General features: G+C 63.7%; 15 protein-coding genes. 11 read left to right on the top strand and 4 right to left on the bottom strand.

Annotated features, from left to right (window positions below; translation table 11 throughout):
• Positions 1–37: 37 nt before the first annotated feature.
• Entirely contained in the window at positions 38–1,636 is a 1,599-nt protein-coding gene (locus tag OXR08_RS00305) for an alpha-L-arabinofuranosidase C-terminal domain-containing protein (RefSeq protein WP_267347068.1), read from the bottom strand.
• A 198-nt stretch (positions 1,637–1,834) separates the two neighbouring features.
• Here OXR08_RS00305 and OXR08_RS00300 point away from each other — a divergent pair, with 198 nt between their 5' ends.
• Positions 1,835–2,953 carry a glycoside hydrolase family 43 protein gene (locus tag OXR08_RS00300; RefSeq protein ID WP_267347067.1) on the top strand — a complete coding sequence of 373 codons (1,119 nt, stop codon included), beginning with the start codon at positions 1,835–1,837 and terminating at the stop codon, positions 2,951–2,953.
• Positions 2,954–3,203: 250 nt separating this feature from the next.
• On the opposite strand, the gene OXR08_RS00295 is transcribed toward OXR08_RS00300, so the two are convergent.
• The 3 genes from OXR08_RS00295 to OXR08_RS00285 form a co-directional block, all read right to left on the bottom strand.
• Complete coding sequence (locus tag OXR08_RS00295; RefSeq protein ID WP_267347066.1) at positions 3,204–4,112, bottom strand: LysR family transcriptional regulator; 909 nt, start codon at positions 4,110–4,112, stop codon at positions 3,204–3,206.
• A 74-nt stretch (positions 4,113–4,186) separates the two neighbouring features.
• A complete protein-coding gene (locus OXR08_RS00290; protein WP_267347065.1) occupies positions 4,187–5,104 on the bottom strand; it encodes an alpha/beta hydrolase in 918 nt (305 codons plus the stop codon).
• On the bottom strand, positions 5,101–6,051 hold the full coding sequence (locus tag OXR08_RS00285; protein WP_267347064.1) for an SMP-30/gluconolactonase/LRE family protein: 951 nt from the start codon (positions 6,049–6,051) through the stop codon (positions 5,101–5,103). Before OXR08_RS00285 ends, OXR08_RS00290 begins: the two co-directional genes overlap by 4 nt.
• Before the next feature lie 169 nt (positions 6,052–6,220).
• On the opposite strand from OXR08_RS00285, the gene OXR08_RS00280 reads away from it, so the two are divergent.
• The 10 genes from OXR08_RS00280 (at position 6,221) to OXR08_RS00235 (ending at position 18,025) form a co-directional block, all read left to right on the top strand.
• Positions 6,221–7,105 (top strand): NAD(P)-dependent oxidoreductase, encoded by an 885-nt coding sequence (locus OXR08_RS00280; RefSeq protein ID WP_267347063.1) that lies wholly within the window; start codon positions 6,221–6,223, stop codon positions 7,103–7,105.
• A gap of 5 nt (positions 7,106–7,110) precedes the next feature.
• Positions 7,111–7,983, top strand: coding sequence for a 3-keto-5-aminohexanoate cleavage protein (locus tag OXR08_RS00275; protein WP_267347062.1), 873 nt, complete (start codon positions 7,111–7,113; stop codon positions 7,981–7,983).
• Positions 7,980–9,182 carry an MFS transporter gene (locus tag OXR08_RS00270; protein WP_267347061.1) on the top strand — a complete coding sequence of 401 codons (1,203 nt, stop codon included), beginning with the start codon at positions 7,980–7,982 and terminating at the stop codon, positions 9,180–9,182. The genes OXR08_RS00275 and OXR08_RS00270 overlap by 4 nt, the downstream gene beginning before the upstream one ends.
• A complete protein-coding gene (locus OXR08_RS00265) occupies positions 9,179–9,877 on the top strand; it encodes a dihydrofolate reductase family protein (RefSeq protein WP_267347060.1) in 699 nt (232 codons plus the stop codon). Before OXR08_RS00270 ends, OXR08_RS00265 begins: the two co-directional genes overlap by 4 nt.
• Positions 9,878–10,038: 161 nt before the next feature.
• The gene (locus tag OXR08_RS00260; RefSeq protein WP_267347059.1) at positions 10,039–10,884 is read left to right on the top strand and encodes an SDR family oxidoreductase; all 846 of its coding nucleotides are present in this window, start codon (positions 10,039–10,041) and stop codon (positions 10,882–10,884) included.
• 33 nt (positions 10,885–10,917) lie between these two features.
• Entirely contained in the window at positions 10,918–11,664 is a 747-nt protein-coding gene (locus tag OXR08_RS00255) for an SDR family oxidoreductase (protein WP_267347058.1), read from the top strand.
• A 37-nt stretch (positions 11,665–11,701) separates the two neighbouring features.
• Positions 11,702–12,811: an alkene reductase gene (locus OXR08_RS00250; protein ID WP_267347057.1), complete on the top strand. Its 1,110-nt coding sequence runs from the start codon at positions 11,702–11,704 to the stop codon at positions 12,809–12,811.
• Positions 12,804–14,156 carry a PQQ-dependent sugar dehydrogenase gene (locus OXR08_RS00245; RefSeq protein WP_267347056.1) on the top strand — a complete coding sequence of 451 codons (1,353 nt, stop codon included), beginning with the start codon at positions 12,804–12,806 and terminating at the stop codon, positions 14,154–14,156. The genes OXR08_RS00250 and OXR08_RS00245 overlap by 8 nt, the downstream gene beginning before the upstream one ends.
• A 43-nt stretch (positions 14,157–14,199) precedes the next feature.
• Positions 14,200–14,991, top strand: coding sequence for an SDR family NAD(P)-dependent oxidoreductase (locus tag OXR08_RS00240; RefSeq protein WP_267347055.1), 792 nt, complete (start codon positions 14,200–14,202; stop codon positions 14,989–14,991).
• An 859-nt stretch (positions 14,992–15,850) separates the two neighbouring features.
• Complete coding sequence (locus tag OXR08_RS00235) at positions 15,851–18,025, top strand: TonB-dependent siderophore receptor (protein ID WP_267347054.1); 2,175 nt, start codon at positions 15,851–15,853, stop codon at positions 18,023–18,025.

Genomic DNA, 18,025 nt, shown 5'->3' with positions numbered 1-18,025 from the left:
CCATAGGTCGTTTCCGCGGTCGCCTCGGCGTCCGCCTTCATTCCATCGTCACCATTGTGACTGAACGCGGCGGTACAACGAGCGTCAAGCGATCACCCGCGATCGACAGGTCGCTGATCGCTTGCGGAACGAACGGATCCTCCTTGCCGAATTCAATCCGCCGATCGATGCGATCGGCGGTGATCGTCGATGCCGTCACCTGCCGTCGGGTGATGCCCGCAAGCACCGCTTCGACCGGTGCCGCGCGGCCCGGATCGAGATTGACGATCGACAGGTGGACTTTGCCTGCTGCATCGCGCGATGCGGAGGCATTGAGTGTTGGCAGCCGGGTTGTCCCCTCGACATAGTCGGGCGTGCTGACATCAACCGCTACCTGCGTAGCGCCCTGATGTACCTTGTACATGTCGAACACATGCCACGTCGGCGTTACAACCATCTCCTTGCCGCGGGTCAGCACTAGCGACTGGATGACGTTCACCATCTGCGCAATGTTCGCCATGCGGACGCGGTCGGCATGGGCGTTGAAGATGTTAAGGCTGAGCCCAGCGATCACCGCGTCACGCAGCGTGCTTTCGAGGTACAGCGCCGATGGTGCGTCGCGCTCGCTGTCGAACCACGCCCCCCATTCGTCGACGACCAGCGCGACTTCCTTCTTGGGATCGTAGCGGTCCATAATCGCCGAGTGGCGCCGAATCATCTCGTCGGTCAGGTGCGCGCGGCCGAGCGCCTTTGCCCAGTCGTCACGGTTGAAGCCGATATTCCGCCCCTTCGCCGCCCAGCTGTTGCCGGTGAAGGTGTAAAAATGCAGCGACAGCCCCCACATCAGCGGCCGGTCGATCACCAGCGCCAGCGGCGACGGGTTGGGCCGCCACTTCATCGCGCCGGCCATGACCTTCTCGGTCCATTCGTAATCGTCGGTATCGGCACCCACCGCGATCAGACGTCCAGACTCGCCGTGGAAGGTGCGGAGGTTCGCGGCATATTGGCGGTATTGCGCGGCATAGGTCTCGGGCGTCATGTTGCCCCCGCAACCCCAGCTTTCGTTGCCCACGCCAATATAGGGCACGCTCCATGGATCGCTGCGACCGTTCGCGGCGCGCTCCGCTCCGGCGGCGCTTTCGAGCGGTGCGGTCATGTAGCGAAGCCATTCGTCGGCCTCGCGCACGCTGCCCGATCCTAGGTTCACCGAAACGAACGGCTTCGCGCCGACCTGGTCGAGGAAGTCCATGAACTCGTGCGTGCCAAAGGCGTTGCGGTCGGGCGTGTTGCCCCACGACGCATTGATACTCTGTGGCCGCTTCGAACGCGGGCCGATGCCGTCGCGCCAGTGATAGCCGTCTGCGAAACAGCCGCCGGGCCAGCGGATCGCTGGCACCTTCACCTGCCGCAACGCCGCCACTACGTCGTTGCGAATGCCGCGCGTGTTGGGGATCGACCTGTCGTCGCCGACCCAGATCCCCTCGTACACGCCGCGACCCAAATGTTCGACAAATTGACCGTAAATCTCTGGCGCGATCGTCGGACCGGTACGGTCACCGTGCAGCAGCAGCGTCGAGCGCGGTGCCTGCGTCACGGAGTCGGCGGACGCAGCGGGCTGCGCCTCAACATGCAGCGTCGACAGGCCGAAAACCAGCACGCCAAAACTAAAGAGTCCGCGCCGCAACTGCTGTTTCCGCACCCTCTACCTCCCAGTATCAGTTTTATATTGTAAGAGTAATCCCCATCGCGGTAGCATGCAACCGCTTTGTATACCTTTGGCCGACCGGCGGGGGCGGCCGAAGACATGGCTGGGCGGGAACACACCGCCCGGTGCGTAGTGACGGGAGAGACATCAATGAAGTTCATCGCAGTGCCGCTGCTGGCGCTTGCTGTCGTGGCTGGCAGCACGCCCCTGCCGATCGAAGCACGCCAGGCGCCAGTGGCGCCCGCCAAGCAGCTCCGACTGGTCGAGCGTGCCGCGGCGCTCCCCAAGGGGCCGGCCGCCGGCCGCGCCGCGAAGAGCGCCTATCTAATGAGCTACTTCACCGACGAGGATCATTCGCTGCATTTTGCGGTCTCTCGCGACGGCTACAGCTTCACCGACGTGAACGGCGGGCAGCCGGTGCTGTCGGGCCGCGACGTGGCGACCCAGAAGGGGGTGCGCGATCCCTATATCACCCGTGGGCCGGACGGCGCCTTCTACCTGATGATGACCGACCTGCACATCTTCGCTGAGCGCGAAGGGCTGCGCACAACGCAATGGGAGCGGCCGGAAGAACAGTATGGCTGGGGTAACAACCGCGACATGCTGTTCATGAAGTCCTATGACCTGCTTCACTGGACGCTGTCACGAGTCACCATCTCCGACCTGTTCCCCGAATATCGCAATGCCGCGACGGCATGGGCGCCCGAAGTGATCTACGATCCCGCGGCGAAGCAGATGATGGTCTATTTCACGGTCCGTATCGGCAGGAAGCCCGACCATCTCGTCTATTCCTACACCGACAAGGACTTCACAACACTGACGAAGACGCCGCGCGCGCTGTTCACCTATCCTAAGCCCGGCATCAGCGCGATCGACGCCGACATCACCAAGATCGGCAGCAAGTACCACATGTTCTACGTGGCGCATGACAAGCCCGGCAACCTGCGCCAAGCGGTGTCGGACCGGATCAACACCGGCTATCGCTTTGATCCCAAGAAGGTCGATCCCGAAACCGTTGGCACCGAGGCGCCCACGCTGTGGAAGCGCCATGGCACTGATACCTATGTGCTCATGTACGACGTGTTTGGCATCAAGCCCAACAACATGGGCTTTTCGGAAACGACCGATTTCGTCAACTTCAAGAACATTGGCCGGTTCAATGAACCCGGCTCGCCGATGAAGGCGCTGAACTTCCGCCAGCCCAAGCATGGCGCGGTGATGCCGATCACCGTCGGTGAAGCAGAGCGACTGGAACGTTACTTCCAGTAGGCCTATCGAGGGGGAGGCGCCCCAACCAACTTTGGAAGCCTCCTCAGGTCATCGGCCAGCGCAAGTGTACTTGTACAGTGGACTGGCTTTGCTCATCGTCAAGTGTCTGAGCCGGTTAGTTGGACACTTGCAGTCCTAGTGTTGTTGCTGCTTCGCACTTAAACTCAAATTATCGATGCTCCCATGTTCGCATTATGCTAACTAAATGATCAAACGTTTAAGTCAGTGAGATTATTGGTTCGATGTTCGATTAAGCGAGGTTGAGTGCGCTGCGGCGTAGCATGTTGACCAACGCGCGAAGTGCCTCGGGCTGTTGGCGCCGGCTTGAGTAATAGATATGGAACGCCTCTCCCTCGGACGACCACTCGGATAATACTTCGCGAAGGGTGCCGTTGTCGAGGAGCGGCTGTACTCGCTCGGCTAGGCAGTAGATGATTCCGCCCCCGCTCTGCGCGATCGATAGAGCAACGTCGGTTTCGCTGACAACAATCGACCATTCAAGATCGAGCGCCCGGACGTCGCTGCCACATTCCAACTCCCAACGATAGATCGCACCGGTGCCCATACGGAAGCCGATACAACGATGGTCGCGTAGCGCGTCCGGATCGGCAGGCAGGCCTTTTTCCTCGAGATAGCTTGACGATGCGGCCATAATCCAGCGTAGCGGTCGACCGATCGGTACCGCGATCATGTCCTCGGGTACCCGACCGCCGAAGCGGATGCCAGCGTCGAAGCCACCGCCTACGATGTCGACCATCGTGTCCTGAACGACGATCTCCACCTGCACGTCGGGATAGTCGCGGGTGTAGGCGGCCAGCACCGGCCCCACTACGAGCCGAGCCGCGTCGCTCAGTACGTTGACGCGCAGCCGACCGGCCGGACTCTCACGGAAGCGGTTCAGCCCTTCCAGGCCTTCGCTGATCTCGCCGAACCCGGCCTCCAGGTGTGCCAGCAGCTCCTCACCCGCCTGCGTGAGCGTGACGCTGCGCGCGTTGCGGTTGATGAGCCGGACGCCGAGCCGCGCTTCTAGGCCGCGCATGGCGTGGCTCAGTGCCGATGGCGAGACATCCATATCGAGCGCAGCCTTGCGGAAGCCCCCATGCCGAGCGAGCGCCACGAAGACGTTCAGGTCGCCGAGGGTGGAACGGGTGAGCTGCATAGCCGCAGCGTTCACCGAATCATGCCCTTTTGGCAACATCGCAGAGATACCGGCGCAGTTACCCGAGGGCCGCCCTACTCGGCCGACGTTCGAAAGAACTCTACGAGAAGCGCGGCGAGCTTCTTGGGCTGTTCGAGTGCTAGGCTGTGACCGCACCGCTCAAATATCTCATGGCGGGAGACGGTCTGCCCGGCCTTCGCGAGGCTCTGGCGGACCAGATCGCCGAAGAATTGCGATGCGCCCGTTGCCAGGACGGGGATCGACAGCGGCGACGTGGACAGCCCGCGGTTGACCTTCGCGTTCTCCAGCGTCGCCTTGTAGGTGTCGAGCGTGCCGCGTAGGCCGTGCGGGGTCGACAGCAGCGTAATCCATTCCTCGAGCAGGTCAGCCGGCTGCCTTGTGGGATCGTAGCATTGCGAGTTGAGCCAGTAAGTCCAGAACTCGCGCTCCTTCCCGGCGATCAGCATTTCAGGCACGTCCGCCTTGAAGAAGAACGGCACGTGCCACTCCCAGACACCCTGATGCGTCGCAGCGTCGTTGACGTTCTCTTCGGTCAGGAACGACCGCTCCTCGAGGCCGAACCCCGATAGCATCATTTCGGCAAACGACAGCGCGCGCACGCGCTCTGGATGTCGCGCCGCCAGGACGTAGCCATATTCGGCACCCCGGTCTTCGCCATGGACGAAGGTGGTATCGACGCCGAGTGCATCAAGGACTCCGATCAGGTCATCGGTCATCAGCGGCGAGGTGTAGCCCTTCTCCGCATAGGGGTGGCCGCTGATTCCGGCACCGCGTAGGTCAGGCGCGATGACGCGGAAGTGCGGTGTCAGGAGCGGCAGCACTTCGCGCCAGTAGATGTGCGTCTTCGGCGTGCCGTGGATCAGCAGCAGCGCCGGACCCTCACCCGCCTCGACAACATGCAGGTCGACATCGTTGGTACGGATGTGGTGGTGGCGGGCTGGTTGACCCTCATGGTCGAGAAGCTGGATCACGAGCGGGGTTCCTTTGCGAGAAGCGTGGAGGGAATAAGTCCGGGTTCGGGCCAAGTGGCGCGCATCACCCGGCCAGTAGTCGACAAGGTGACGTAGGCCGTGTTCGGTTCGCGGGGATCGAAGCAGAGGTTGGTCGGGAACTCCTCGGGTGCAGCGATCGTTGCGACGAGTTCGCCTTCGGGTGAGACAACCGAGAACACGCCACGGTGCTGGGTTGCGATCACGACGTTGCCTGCGGCCGTCACCTTGAGGCTGTCGAGGAGCTGCGCGTCTGGTGCCTGCCAGACGAGGCGTCCACCATGCGGCTGACCGGGTGTGTGACCCAGACGACCCGGTGCCTCGACCGTCCAGGCCCAGAGCCGCCCGGCACCATATTCAGTCGCGTAGAGCGTTCCGCCATCGGGCGAGAGCCCAATGCCGTTGGCGCCGTTGACGATCGGGTACGCGACCGACCGCGCGTCCGAGCCGTCACCGGCAGACCAGTAGATGCCACCGAAGCTGCGGGATCGCTTCCCTTCGCGGCCGAGATCAGTGAACCAGAAGCTGCCGTCATCGGAAAAGACGAGGTCGTCGATCGCCTCCAACGCGTGCCCGTCCACCCGATCGAGGATGCGGGTGACCGCGCCGGTCACGGGATCGATCCGTTCGATCCGACTATCATAGCCGCTCGTCTTGAACCCATCGGAGATGGTCCGGTCGCCGTCATGCGACCACTTCATCGCACCGCCATTGTTGGCGACGTAGATACTGCCGTCCGGCGCTAGCGCGAGCCCATTCGGCGCCCCGCCCGTTTCGGCGAACACCGACATCTTGCCGCCGGCGACACGGCGCACGACACCGCCCTTGAGGTCGCCGAACAGGAGCGTGCCGTCTGGCAGCGCCAGTGGCGCTTCGGGAAAGCCGACGTCACTCGCGACGGGCTCGAAGGTGAGCTGGATGGTGGGCATTGCGCTGATCCGAACGTGAAGGTCGCGGATCAAAGCAACGAGCCGTAGAGCTTGTTGCGTGAGCTAAATTGCACGCCTCGTTGAGCGCAGCTTCGGCATCCCTTGCCTATATCAGTTGTTGAGCCGGCAGAACACCCTGTTCGCCCCCAAGCAATCCCGGAGTAAGATCATGGCAAATGGCAAGCGCATCGCCGTTACCGGCGCCCTCGGCAAGATCGGCACCGTCCTCGTCCCCTATCTGCGCGACAAGGGCTACGAAGTTTTCTTGATCGACGACAAGGAGCCGTCCGATCCGAAAGAGTCGGCGATGGTCGCCGACCTGACGGATTTCGGCCAGGCGCTCGACGCACTGTCGTCGATCGGCGAGGATACCTACGCTCGCGCCGAGCCCAAGGCCTTCGACGCCATCGTCCACCTGGCGAGTATGCCGCATCCGCGCATGAAGCCGGACGCTGAAGAGCTGCGCATCAACATGATGGCGACTTACAACGTGTTTGAGTCAGCGCGCCGGCTCGGCATCAAGAACGTCATCTGGACCGCCAGCGAGGTCGGCACCGGCGTCCCCTACGACAAGACCGACGCGCCCTATGTGCCGGTCGACGAAGATTATCCGATGCGCGGCTACAACGTCTATTCGCTGACCAAGGTGCTCGGCGAGGAGATGGCGCGCCAGTTCTGCCTCAACGATCCCGAGATGCGGATCACCTGCCTGCGTCTCTCCAACGTCATGAACCCCGAGGAGTATGAGGGTTTCGAGGAGTGGCAGGACGACGCTACCAAGCGCCTCTGGAATTTCTGGACGTACATCGACAATCGCGATGTCGCCCAATCTGTCGCGCTGGCGATCGAATACGACGTGCGTGGCAAGGACGAGTTCTTCATCACTAACGACGAGACGGTGATGCGCACCCCTACGGCCGAGCTGCTCGACAAGCATTTCCCCAACATCGAGCGTCGCAAGGAGTTCAGCGGCAACGAGGTGGTCATCTCGAACGCGAAGGCCAAGCGCGTGCTCGGCTTCCAGCCACAGCATCGCTGGACCGACAAGAAGTAAGCCCGATGGCGCGGAAGCCCCTCATCATCGAAGCTCGGATCAACGAGTATACGCCGCGTGAGCAGAACGGGCATATCCCGTTCTCGCCAGCGGAGATCGGCGATGCCGCCGCGCGCGCCCACGAGGCCGGTGCCAGCATCATCCATTTCCACGCGCGTCACGGCGACGGCTCACCAGATCACCGGGCGGAGACCTATGCGGAGGCGATCCGCGCCATTCGTTCGCGGTGCGACGTGTTGGTCTATCCGACCCTCGGACAGATCACGGCGGGCGGAACCGACAAGGATCGGATTGCTCATATCGAGACGCTGGCGGCCGATCCCGCCACGCGCCCCGACATCGCGCCGGTCGATACCGGCAGCACCAACATCGACCGGTTCCGGGACGGCGCGTTCCGCACCGGCGACCGGACCTACGTCAACCATACCGAGACGCTGCGGTTCTTCGCCGACCGCCTCCGCTCAATCGGCGTCAAGCCGCAGTTCGTCAGTTGGGCTGTACCTTTCACCCGCATGTTCGAGGCGTTGCGCGAAATGGAATTGGTCGACGCGCCAGCGTGGCTGCTCTTCGAGCTGACCGACAGCGGCATCCTCGGCGGTCATCCCGGGACCATCGCTGGCCTCGACGCGCACCTGCGCTTCCTGCCCGAAGGACTGCTCGAATGGTCGGTCTCGAACAAGATCGGCAATGTCACCAGCCAGGCGGCGCTCGCGATCGAGCGTGGCGGGCACGTCTCGGCAGGGTTGGGCGACTATGGTTGGCCCGAACTTGGCCACCCCGACAACGGCGCCGTCGTTGGCTTCATCGCGCACCTCGCCAGCGCAATGGGCCGCGAGGTCGCGACCACAGCGCAGACCAGGGAGCTGTTAGGTCTATGACACAGGACAAAGTCATCGCAGCCCCACACGGGCTTGCGCTCGCGCAGATTGCGCTTGGTCTCGGCGGCCTCTTCATCGGCACCGGCGAGTTCGCCGCTATGGGGCTGCTGCCCAGCATGGCGCAGTCCGCCGGCGTCTCGATCCCACAGGCGGGCAACCTCATCAGCGCCTACGCGCTCGGTGTCGTGGTCGGCGCGCCGGCGCTCGCCATCGCCACTGCGCGAATGGAGAAGCGCAACCTTCTCCTCCTGCTCGCCGCGATCGTGTTGGTAGGCAACCTCGCCTCCGCGCTTGCGCCCGGCTTCCTCAGCATCGCTGCCGCGCGCTTCGTTGCCGGACTTCCGCACGGCGCCTACTACGGCACCGCCTCGATCGTCGCGGCCGCTATGGTGCCGCCCACGCAGCGTGCTCAGGCGATCGGCCGGGTCATGCTGGGGCTTGCTGCCGCCAACCTGATCGGCGTGCCACTGACGACGTGGCTCGGACAGAGCTTCGGCTGGCGCTCCGCCTTCGGGCTAGTCGCCGTGGGCGGCGTGCTGCTGGTCGTCATGTTGCGCATCCTCATTCCGACGATCGCGGCCGAAAAGGACGCCAGTCCGCTGCGCGAGTTGTCGGCATTCCGCAGCCTCCAGATTTGGCTTACGCTCGGCGTCGCCACGATCGGTTTCGGCGGCATGTTCGCGGTCTATAGCTACATCACCCCGACGCTTGTCGAGGAGACCGGCGTCGGTCAGGCCACTGTCCCCTGGTTCCTCGCGCTGTGGGGACTTGGTATGGTCGTCGGCAACATCGCCGGCGGTTGGCTTGCTGATCGCGCACTGATCCCGTCGATCTTCGCGATCATCGTCTGGAACGTCGTGTTCCTCGTGCTCTTCTTCCTCGCCGCACACGGTCCGATCATGGCCGGCGCCTCGCTGTTCATGATCGGCATCGGCTTCGCGCTGGTCCCCGCGCTTCAGGCGAGGCTGATGGACGTCGCCCGTCAGGCGCAGTCGCTCGCTGCCGCGATGAACCACTCCGCCTTCAACTTATCCAACGCGATCGGCGCGTGGACGGGAGGGCTCGCCATTGCGGCCGGCTTCGGATGGGCCTCGACCGGGCTTGTCGGCGCAGCTCTCGCGGCGGGAGGCCTCGCGATCATGGTGGTGTCGGCGCTGCTGCTGCGGCGAGCCGCCTCAACTCAGGAGCTGAAAGCATGAAACCGCATGTCATCTGCCACATGATGAGTCCGCTCGACGGCCAGCTCGTCGTCGACAAGTGGAGCCCATCGACCGGACGTTCGTCGGACGACCTAGTCGCCGAGTACGACCGCGTCCACGACGAGTTGGAGTGTGACGCCTGGATCGCCGGCCGCGCGGTTGGCGAGGAGTTCGCCGATGGCGAGCCGCACCCGCCGAGCGATCCCGGCGAGGTCCAGCGCCCCGTCCACGTCGCGCGTGCCGGTGCCGACGAGTATGCGATCCTGATCGACGAGGGCGGCAAGCTCCATTGGGGCGGCCCGGAGACCTATGGCGCGCCGATCATCATGGTGCTCGGCCACGACGTAGGGGATGCGCACCTCGCCGAGTTGGCTGCCGACGGCATCTCCTACATCGTCGCCGACGGCGACACGATCGATCTCGCCGCGGTGCTGAACACTCTGGGGGATCGCTTCGGGATCAAGCGTCTGTTGCTGGAGGGAGGTGGCCGCACCAACGGCACCTTCTTCAAGGCCGGGCTCGTCGACGAGGTCAGCCTGCTCATCTTTCCCGCGATCGGCGGGCGCAGCGGCAGCCCGACGCTGTTCGAGGCCGGCGACGACGGCCTCGCCGACCATGTCCGTCTGTCAATGAGCGCCAACGAGATGCGCCGGAACGGCGTCGTCCATCTTCGCTACGCCGTCTCCTACGCCTGACCTACGAAAGCGGGCAAGGACCGTGTCGTGTCGGGCAAGCCCGGCAGCAAGTTCATCGGCCGCGTCGTCAACAATCTCCTTCCCGATACCGTCAAGGCCGCCCTCCACGCGGGCGGCGCCGAGCCGGGCGCCGGGCTGAAGGAATGAAGGAAAATATTACCATGAGCGACGACATCCTCTCCCCCGGCCGCGTCGCGGTCGTCACCGGCGCCGCAGTCGGCATCGGTGCGGCCGCTGCCCGTCACTTTTCAGCGCTGGGTATGCGCCTGTGCCTGTTCGACCGCGACGGTGATGCACTCGCGGCGCTCGTCCACGATCTCGATCGCGACGACGACGTGCGTACCGTCATTGGCGACGTCACTGATTACGATGCACTCCAGACACTGAGCGACAACGCCTATGACGCCTTCGGTGATGTTGCCTTGCTCCTCAACAACGCCGGCATCCACGACGGTGCCGGGCCTTGGAGCGATCTGCCGGCGTGGCGCCGCCAGATAGACGTCAACTTCTTCTCGCTCGTTGCCGCGCAGACAATCTTCGTGCCGCGGATGCTGGCGCAGCAGGGGCGATCGGCGGTCGTCAACCTGGGGTCGAAAGAGGGGATCACCACGCCGCCGGGCAACGCAGCCTATTCGGTCGCGAAAGCGGGAGTAAAGGTGCTGACCGAACAACTCGCGCACGAACTCCGCGAAGTGGCGGGCGACAAGGTGACCGCGCATCTGTTCGTGCCAGGCTATACTTGGACGCCGATGAACGCCGCCCTAAAGCCGGCGGGCAGCGGCAAGCCCGACGAGGCCTGGACCGCAGAACAACTGCTCGCTCATTTCGACCAGCGGTTCCGCCATGGCGACTTCTACATCCTGTGTCCCGACAATGCCGTCACCCCGGCGATCGACGCAAAGCGAATTCGCTGGGCGGCCGACGACATCGTCGAAAACCGCCCGGCGCTGTCGCGCTGGCACCCCGACTGGTCGGAGCGCTTCACCAGCTACATGCGCGACGCCTGACCTGCATCAAACGATAGAAATGGACTATTTATCATGACCAACCGACTGAAAAACGCCGTTACGATCATCACCGGTGCTGCTTCGGGTATCGGTGCCGCCTCTGCTCGCCGGCTCGGCACGGCGGGGGCTCGCCTTGTTCTTGCCGACCTCGATCAGAGACAGCTGGACGCGCTGGTCGCCGAAATCCGGGAGAGTGGCGGGGAGGCGATCGGCAGGGTCACCGACGTGACCGATTATGCTCAGGTCGAAGCGCTGGTCGCGGCGGGCGAGGAAGCGTTCGGACCTATCGACATCCTCGTCAACAATGCCGGGCTGATGCTCTTCTCCTACTGGAAGGATCGCGCGCTGGCCGACTGGGACAAGATGATCGACGTAAACCTGCGCGGCTATCTCCACGGTATCGCCGCGGTGCTCCCGGGGATGCTGGAGCGCAAGGCCGGGCGCATCCTGAACATGGATTCGGTGGCCGGACACCGCGCGGGTGAGGCGGGGGGCGTCTATTCCGCGACCAAGTTCTTCGTGCAGGGCATGACCGAAAGTTTGCGCAAGGAAGTGGGCGTGTCGCACGGCATCCAGGTCGGCATGGTCAGCCCCGGGGTTATCGACACCGGATGGCCCGACAAGCTGCGCGACGGCCCGGCGAAGGATGTCGCGATCGAACTGGCGAAGAACGCGATCAAGCCCGAGGCCGTTGCCGAAGCGGTCGCCTTCGCGCTGAACCAGCCCAAGGGGGTGGCAATCAACGAGGTGATCGTGGCGCCCGTCGGCCAGCCTTGGTGAGCCGACGCCTACCCCGCACACCGTATCAGGAACGATCATGACCGGCCAGTCTGCCCATACCGATCTATTCTCTCCGACACGCCTCGGCGCGCTCGACCTTGTCAATCGGATCGTCATGGCGCCGCTTACCCGCAGCCGTGCGAACGACGACGGTGTCGTTGGCGCGCTTCAAGCCACCTATTATGCCCAGCGCGCTTCGGCGGGGTTGATCGTGGCCGAGGCCACCAACATCTCGCCGCAGGCCCGCGGCTATGCGCGTACTCCAGGCATCTGGAGCGACGAGCAGGTCGCGGGATGGAGGCTGGTGACCGATGCCGTTCATGCCGCGGGCGGACGGATCGTGTTGCAGCTATGGCACGTCGGCCGGTTCAGCCACAACGACCTGCAACCGGACAGGCAGCCGCCGGTCGCACCGTCGGCGGTTCGCGCCGCCGGTCAAACCTATACCAACGACGGCATGGTGGACGTATCCATGCCACGGGCACTCGATACCGAGGAGATCCCGGCCGTGGTGGCGGACTATGTACATGCTGCGCAAAACGCAAAGCGTGCGGGGTTCGACGGGGTCGAGGTGCATTCCGCCAACTGCTATCTGCTCGATCAATTCATCCGCGATAGCAGCAACCGCCGTACCGATCGCTACGGCGGGTCAATTGAGAATCGCACCCGTCTTACCTTGGAGGTGGTCGAGGCAGTGACGTCGGTCTGGGGCGGCGACCGGGTCGGCATTCGGCTGTCCCCTACGACGACGCAAGTTGGCGATACCCCGCTAGATAGCGATGTCATAGCCACCTACGGCCATTTGATCCGCTCGCTGAACCGCTTCGGCCTCGCCTATCTCCATTTCGTGGAAGGCGTGACCGGCGTCGATCGCGACGCGGTGTCGGGGATCGATCTGGACGCGCTTCGGTCCGAATTCGAGGGACCGTATATCGGCAACAACGGCTACGACCTCGACCTCGCGCTCGCGCGTCGTGCAGCGGGGAAGGTCGATGCGGTCGCGTTCGGGCGGCCGTTCATCGGCAATCCAGATCTCGTCGAACGGCTACGTACCGGTGCCGATCTGGTCGATGCGCCCAAGGACGCCTATTATGGCGGCGGGGCCAAGGGCTACACCGACTGGCCGATGGCGGGTCAACATGGTTGAGCGCCGCGCGAAGGCCGCGCGCCGGGCCCGGATGCTGGCCTTTTCCGTGCTGCTGGCGATGCTGGCGTCCGTCAACGTGCCCGCCAGCGCACAGGTCATCGGATCGAACGGTGAGCCGGTGAAGGGCCGACGCGCGCCCGACACCGCCGTGCGGATTGGCCAGCCGCTCCCGCGTAACGAGCCGATCGCGCCCGATCAGCGGTCCGCTTTCCCCGGGCAGACCCGTGCGCCGGCGGTCGTCACGCGGACGCCGATCGATGCTAAGGTGGTGACGCGTACTCTCGCCTACCCCTGGGGTCTCGCCTTCATGGGCGATGGACGCGCGATCGTGACCGAGAAGCCCGGCACGATGCGCGTGATCGATCTTGCGTCGGGTACGATCGTCAGCGGCGTGCTGGGGGTGCCGCGTGTCGTCTACGGCAGCGATGCGGGATTGCTCGATATCGTCACCGACCCCCGCTTCGCCACCAACGGACGCATCTATTTCACCTATGTGGAGCCGCGCGGCGAGGGTGAGAGCGGCATTGTAGTCGCGAGAGCGCGCCTCAAGTTCGAGGATGCGCAAAGCGGCCCGGACTATAGCTTGGAAGACGTCACCACGCTCTTGCGCGTCGCTCCGGGGATCAACGGCCAGAAGCACTTCGGCTCGCGGCTGGCCTTCGATCGCGATGGATATCTTTACGTATCCCTCGCCGAACGCTTCTACTCACCTTATCGGGACGAGGCGCAATCGCTGTATAGCTGGCTCGGCAAGATCCTCCGCGTCGACACCGATGGCAAGCCGGCGCCGGGTAATCCCTACGCTACCAATCAGAATGCCGAGAACAGCACACGCCCGGAAATCTGGAGCTACGGCCAGCGCAACCCGCAGGGGTTGGCCTTTCATCCCGAGACGGGTGACCTTTGGAACGGCGAGCATGGTCCCCAAGGCGGCGACGAGATCAACCTGATCCGCCGCGGCGCCAACTATGGCTGGCCGCTCGTCGCCTATGGCACCAATTACGACGGCACACCGATCCATGGCGGACGGTCGCGGCTCGAGGGTACCGAGCAGCCGCGCTATTACTGGGACCCGGCGATCGGGCCGGGAGGGATGGGCTTTTACAGCGGCAGCCTCATCCCCGAATGGAAGAACAATCTCTTCGTCGCCGCGCTCGCCGGGGAGCATCTTGCCCGTCTGGTCATCCGAGGGGACAAGGTCGTCGGCGAAGAGCGGCTGCTGCAGGATCAGCATCAGCGCATTCGCGATGCAAAAACGGGGCCCGACGGTGCGCTCTGGGTCATCACCGACGAGGCGGATGGGCGATTGATAAGGCTCGCGCCGCGGACCGGTGCCGTCAACTGACGGCCGAACCATCGGCAGCACTTCAGATGGAAAGGATGACGGCATGACGAATACCCGCCCTCTAGCGATGGTGACGGGGGGCTCGTCGGGGATCGGCCTCGAACTTGCCCGCCAGTTCGCCGAGCATGGCTATGACGTCGCCATCACGGGATCGAGCAGCAAGGTCGATAACGCCGCACGCTCGCTGCGCGAGCTTGGCGTCGAGGCCTACCCCTACCAGGCCGACGCCGCGACCTACGAAGGCGTCGAGGGTTTCTGGACCTTCGTCCGCGACCTCGGGCGTCCCGTCGAAGCGGCTGCACTCAATGTCGGGATCGGCATCGGAGGCGCGTTCGTCGATAACGCGCTGGAGGACGAGTTTCGCTTGATCGCGATCAACGTCACCGGAACGGTGCATCTCGCCAAGCGCGTCGTACAGCACATGGTCCCCAACGGCTCCGGTCGCATCCTCATCACGTCGTCGGTGTCGGCGACACAGCCGACGCCGTATGAGACGACCTACGGGCCGTCCAAGGCTTTTGGCTATATGTTCGCAGAGTCTCTCCGAGAGGAATTGCGGGGCACCGGCGTTACCGTCACCGCACTGTTGCCTGGCGCTACCGATAGCCAGTTTCATGAGAATGCCGGCTTGGCCGGCAGCGTGATCGGTCTCAGCAAGAAGAACGATAAGCGAGACGTAGCCCGGGAAGGTTTCGATGCACTAATGGCTGATAAGGATCATGTTGTCGGCGGCGATGACCAAACCAAGCAGGTCGTGATTGACAATCGCACGACCTCTGAGCCGGTAAAAGCCGCTCGGCACGCGATAAATATGAAGCCTCCGCGACCGCAATAGGCATTTGGCGCACGCAGACGCGATGCAGAGAAGGCAGCGCTCAAGGATGTATTCTCCCTAGTGTATGCATGTCAACGAGCGGCGCTAAGGGCAGGGCTCGTTGATGGAAAGATAAGCGCCGTTCAGCTCTTAGTACCGAAATGATTCCAATGAGGCCACGGCGCTTGTCGTATCTGGGCTGCGGTCGCCGAGGTGGCTACAGCTCTTCAGGTGTGTCGTTCGAAAGGGCTGCTGCGCCGGAGTCGTTCTTTAACTCGCTCCGTGTTCATAACTTAGCTCAGGAGGTTGATGTCGTCTCTCGCGCGTCCGATCAGGTGGCCTACATCCTTTCTTGAACTCTCATGCTCATAGCCGTGCGATGCGTCCTTGCGCCGTCGCGTCAATCATGGTGGTCGTCGGATTCGGGTGCATTCCGCTGATCAAGCCCGTGCCGGTTGGTGAAGACAATGCCGCTTTGCGTCCGCCGTGATCACCCGCAACTTCTCAAGGCTACAGAAAAGAGGGCCTAGCAACTATACCTAACTAGCTGTTACCTAAACAGGGCGTTCATTGGACCATTCTAGTAAAGCATTCGTCAGATAGTAGCAATAGTATCGATAGATGCTGACCCTATTCACACGCCCGTCGGTGAAAGCGCGCTATCAACCTGCTCTCCTCTAAGCCGGTTAATCGAGCACTCTCGTTCAATAATGTTGACCGCGAGCGGCTTTGCGGTTATGTTACAACATAACGTGATTCGGGGCGAGCCGGGATTGCGCGTTATGCAATGCCTGGGGGGCGAATGAACGTTTCTAATGATCGACGGGTGAATCGTCGCTTTTGCGCGATAAGCAGGCTTGGTCCTTGGTGGCGCCGTGCCGTGCTGCTGGGGATCGTCGGGTGGAATCCCGTCGCCTACGCACAGGACGTGGCATCGGCGGCGTCGCAGGACGAGCAGGCGACGGACATCATCGTGACCGGAACGGCGGACCGTCAGTTGCTGCTGGACGCCCGAAGCGAGACGGGTAGCCGGTTGGGGCTGACGGTACGTGAAACGCCCGCGATCGTGGACATTCTGTCGCAGGAGTTGATGCAGGAACGTGGGCTGCGCACGACCGTCGAGGCGTTGAACGCCACGCCGGGTGCCACATCGGGCGAACTGGCGAGCAGCCCCGGGCAGATGTCGATGCGCGGCTTCACGGCCGGCGCGGTGTCGCTGCTTTGGGACGGCGTCCGCCAGACTAATTCGGCGCTCATCATCCGCAATCTGGACAGTTGGAGCTTCGACCGGATCGAGGTGCTGAAGGGACCGGCGGGCGTCCTGTACGGCGAGGGATCCTTGGCCGGTGCGGTCAATCTGGTGCCGAAGAAGCCGCGGTTCGGCGGCGATGCCTACGCCGCGACGGTCGGCTATGGCAGCTTCGATACGTTGCGCGCCGGCGTCGATGCGAACGTCGTCCTGAGCGACAAGGTCGCGGTGCGTGGCGTCGCCAGCGCCAACCGGACGGGCGGTTTCATCGATGATACCGATGCGCGCTTCCTGGCGGCGACGCTGGCGGTGACGCTGAAGCCGGTCGAGCGACTGTCGATCGAACTGGCGGGCGACTATCTGGAGGACCGCTACGGCACGGCCTATTGGGGTACGCCGCTGGTGCCGCGCAGCATCGCGCGTGATCCCAGCGATCTGGTGAGAACGACGGACGGCTTTGTCCTCGATCGCGCGATCCGCAACCGCAATTACAACGTTACCAACGCGGATCAGGGGTCGGAAACGTGGTGGGCGCGCTCACGGGTCGCTTACGAGTTTTCGGACGCGCTGCGCTTCACCAACGAGCTCAGCTACTATCATGCCGACCGGCGTTTCCGGAACTCGGAAGTCTACACCTTCGCCACGCCCAGCGCTGCTTTCCCGAACGGATCGTTCCGGCGCGGCACGACCAGGATCGACCACCATCATCGTTTCGTCGTTGAACGCGCGGTGCTGGCAAGCGATATCGAGATCGGCGGCCACCGTAATCGCTTTTCGATCGGTGGCGAATATAGCGACAGCGATCTGGCGGTGCCGCGCCGCTTCGGCTCGACCACCGCGGTCGACATTTTCGATCCGGCGCGCGGCGTGCTGTCGCTGGCCGAGACGGCAGCAAACTTTCCGGATGGCCGCGCCAATTTCGGCTCCAGTACCGTCATCAAGTCGATCTTTGCCGAGGAAGCGTTCAATCTGACCCCGCGCCTGCTGCTGGTCGGCGGCATCCGCTACGACGACATCGCGCTGGATCGCAGCGTCGACGATCTCAATGCCGGACGATCCTCGGCGTTTTCGAAGTCGTGGAATCCGGTGTCGTGGCGGGCAGGTGCCGTCTTCGATCTTGCCCCCAAAACGCAGGTCTTCGCGCAATACAGCTATGCCGTGGCGCCTGTGGGTAGCCTGGCCTTGCTGTCGCTGGCCAATGCGTCGTTCGACCTGACGACCGGGCGATCGGTAGAGGGCGGGGTGAAGACAACGCTGTTCGGGGATCGGCTGGACTTGACCGCAGCCGGATACTGGATCGAGCAGGACGGCATCGTCACGCGCGATCCCGCCAACACGAGCATCGCCGTGCAGGGCGGCCGCCAGTCGTCGCGCGGTGTCGAGCTGTCTGCGTCGGGTGCCGTGACGCGGCAGTTCCGTCTCGACGCCAATCTGGCGATCCTCGACGCGCGCTTCGACGTGCTGCGCGAGGCGGGCGGTGACCGTGCCGGTAACACGCCGCCGGTCGTGCCGGAACGGGTGGCGAGCGTGTTCGGCATCTACCGCCTCGACGCGCTGCCGATCTCCGTGAGCGGCGGCGCACGGTACATGAGCCATTTTTTCACCGATAATGCCAACAGCGTACGCGTCCGCGGTAGCACCGTGTTCGATGCGGCGATCGCGTGGCGGCTGCGGTATGGCGACGTGACATTGCGCGGGCGCAATCTGACCGACCGGCTCTATGCCAATTGGTTCGGCGGATCGGCCCGGCAACTGACGCTGGGTGCGCCACGCAGCGTCGACATCAGCTTCACGGCGCGTCTTTGA

The sequence above is a fragment of the Sphingomonas sp. GM_Shp_2 genome, from assembly GCF_026540875.1.
GTDB lineage: Bacteria > Pseudomonadota > Alphaproteobacteria > Sphingomonadales > Sphingomonadaceae > Sphingomonas > Sphingomonas carotinifaciens.
Note: the sequence above shows the minus strand (reverse complement) of the source record. Positions and strands in the feature narration are given on the sequence as shown.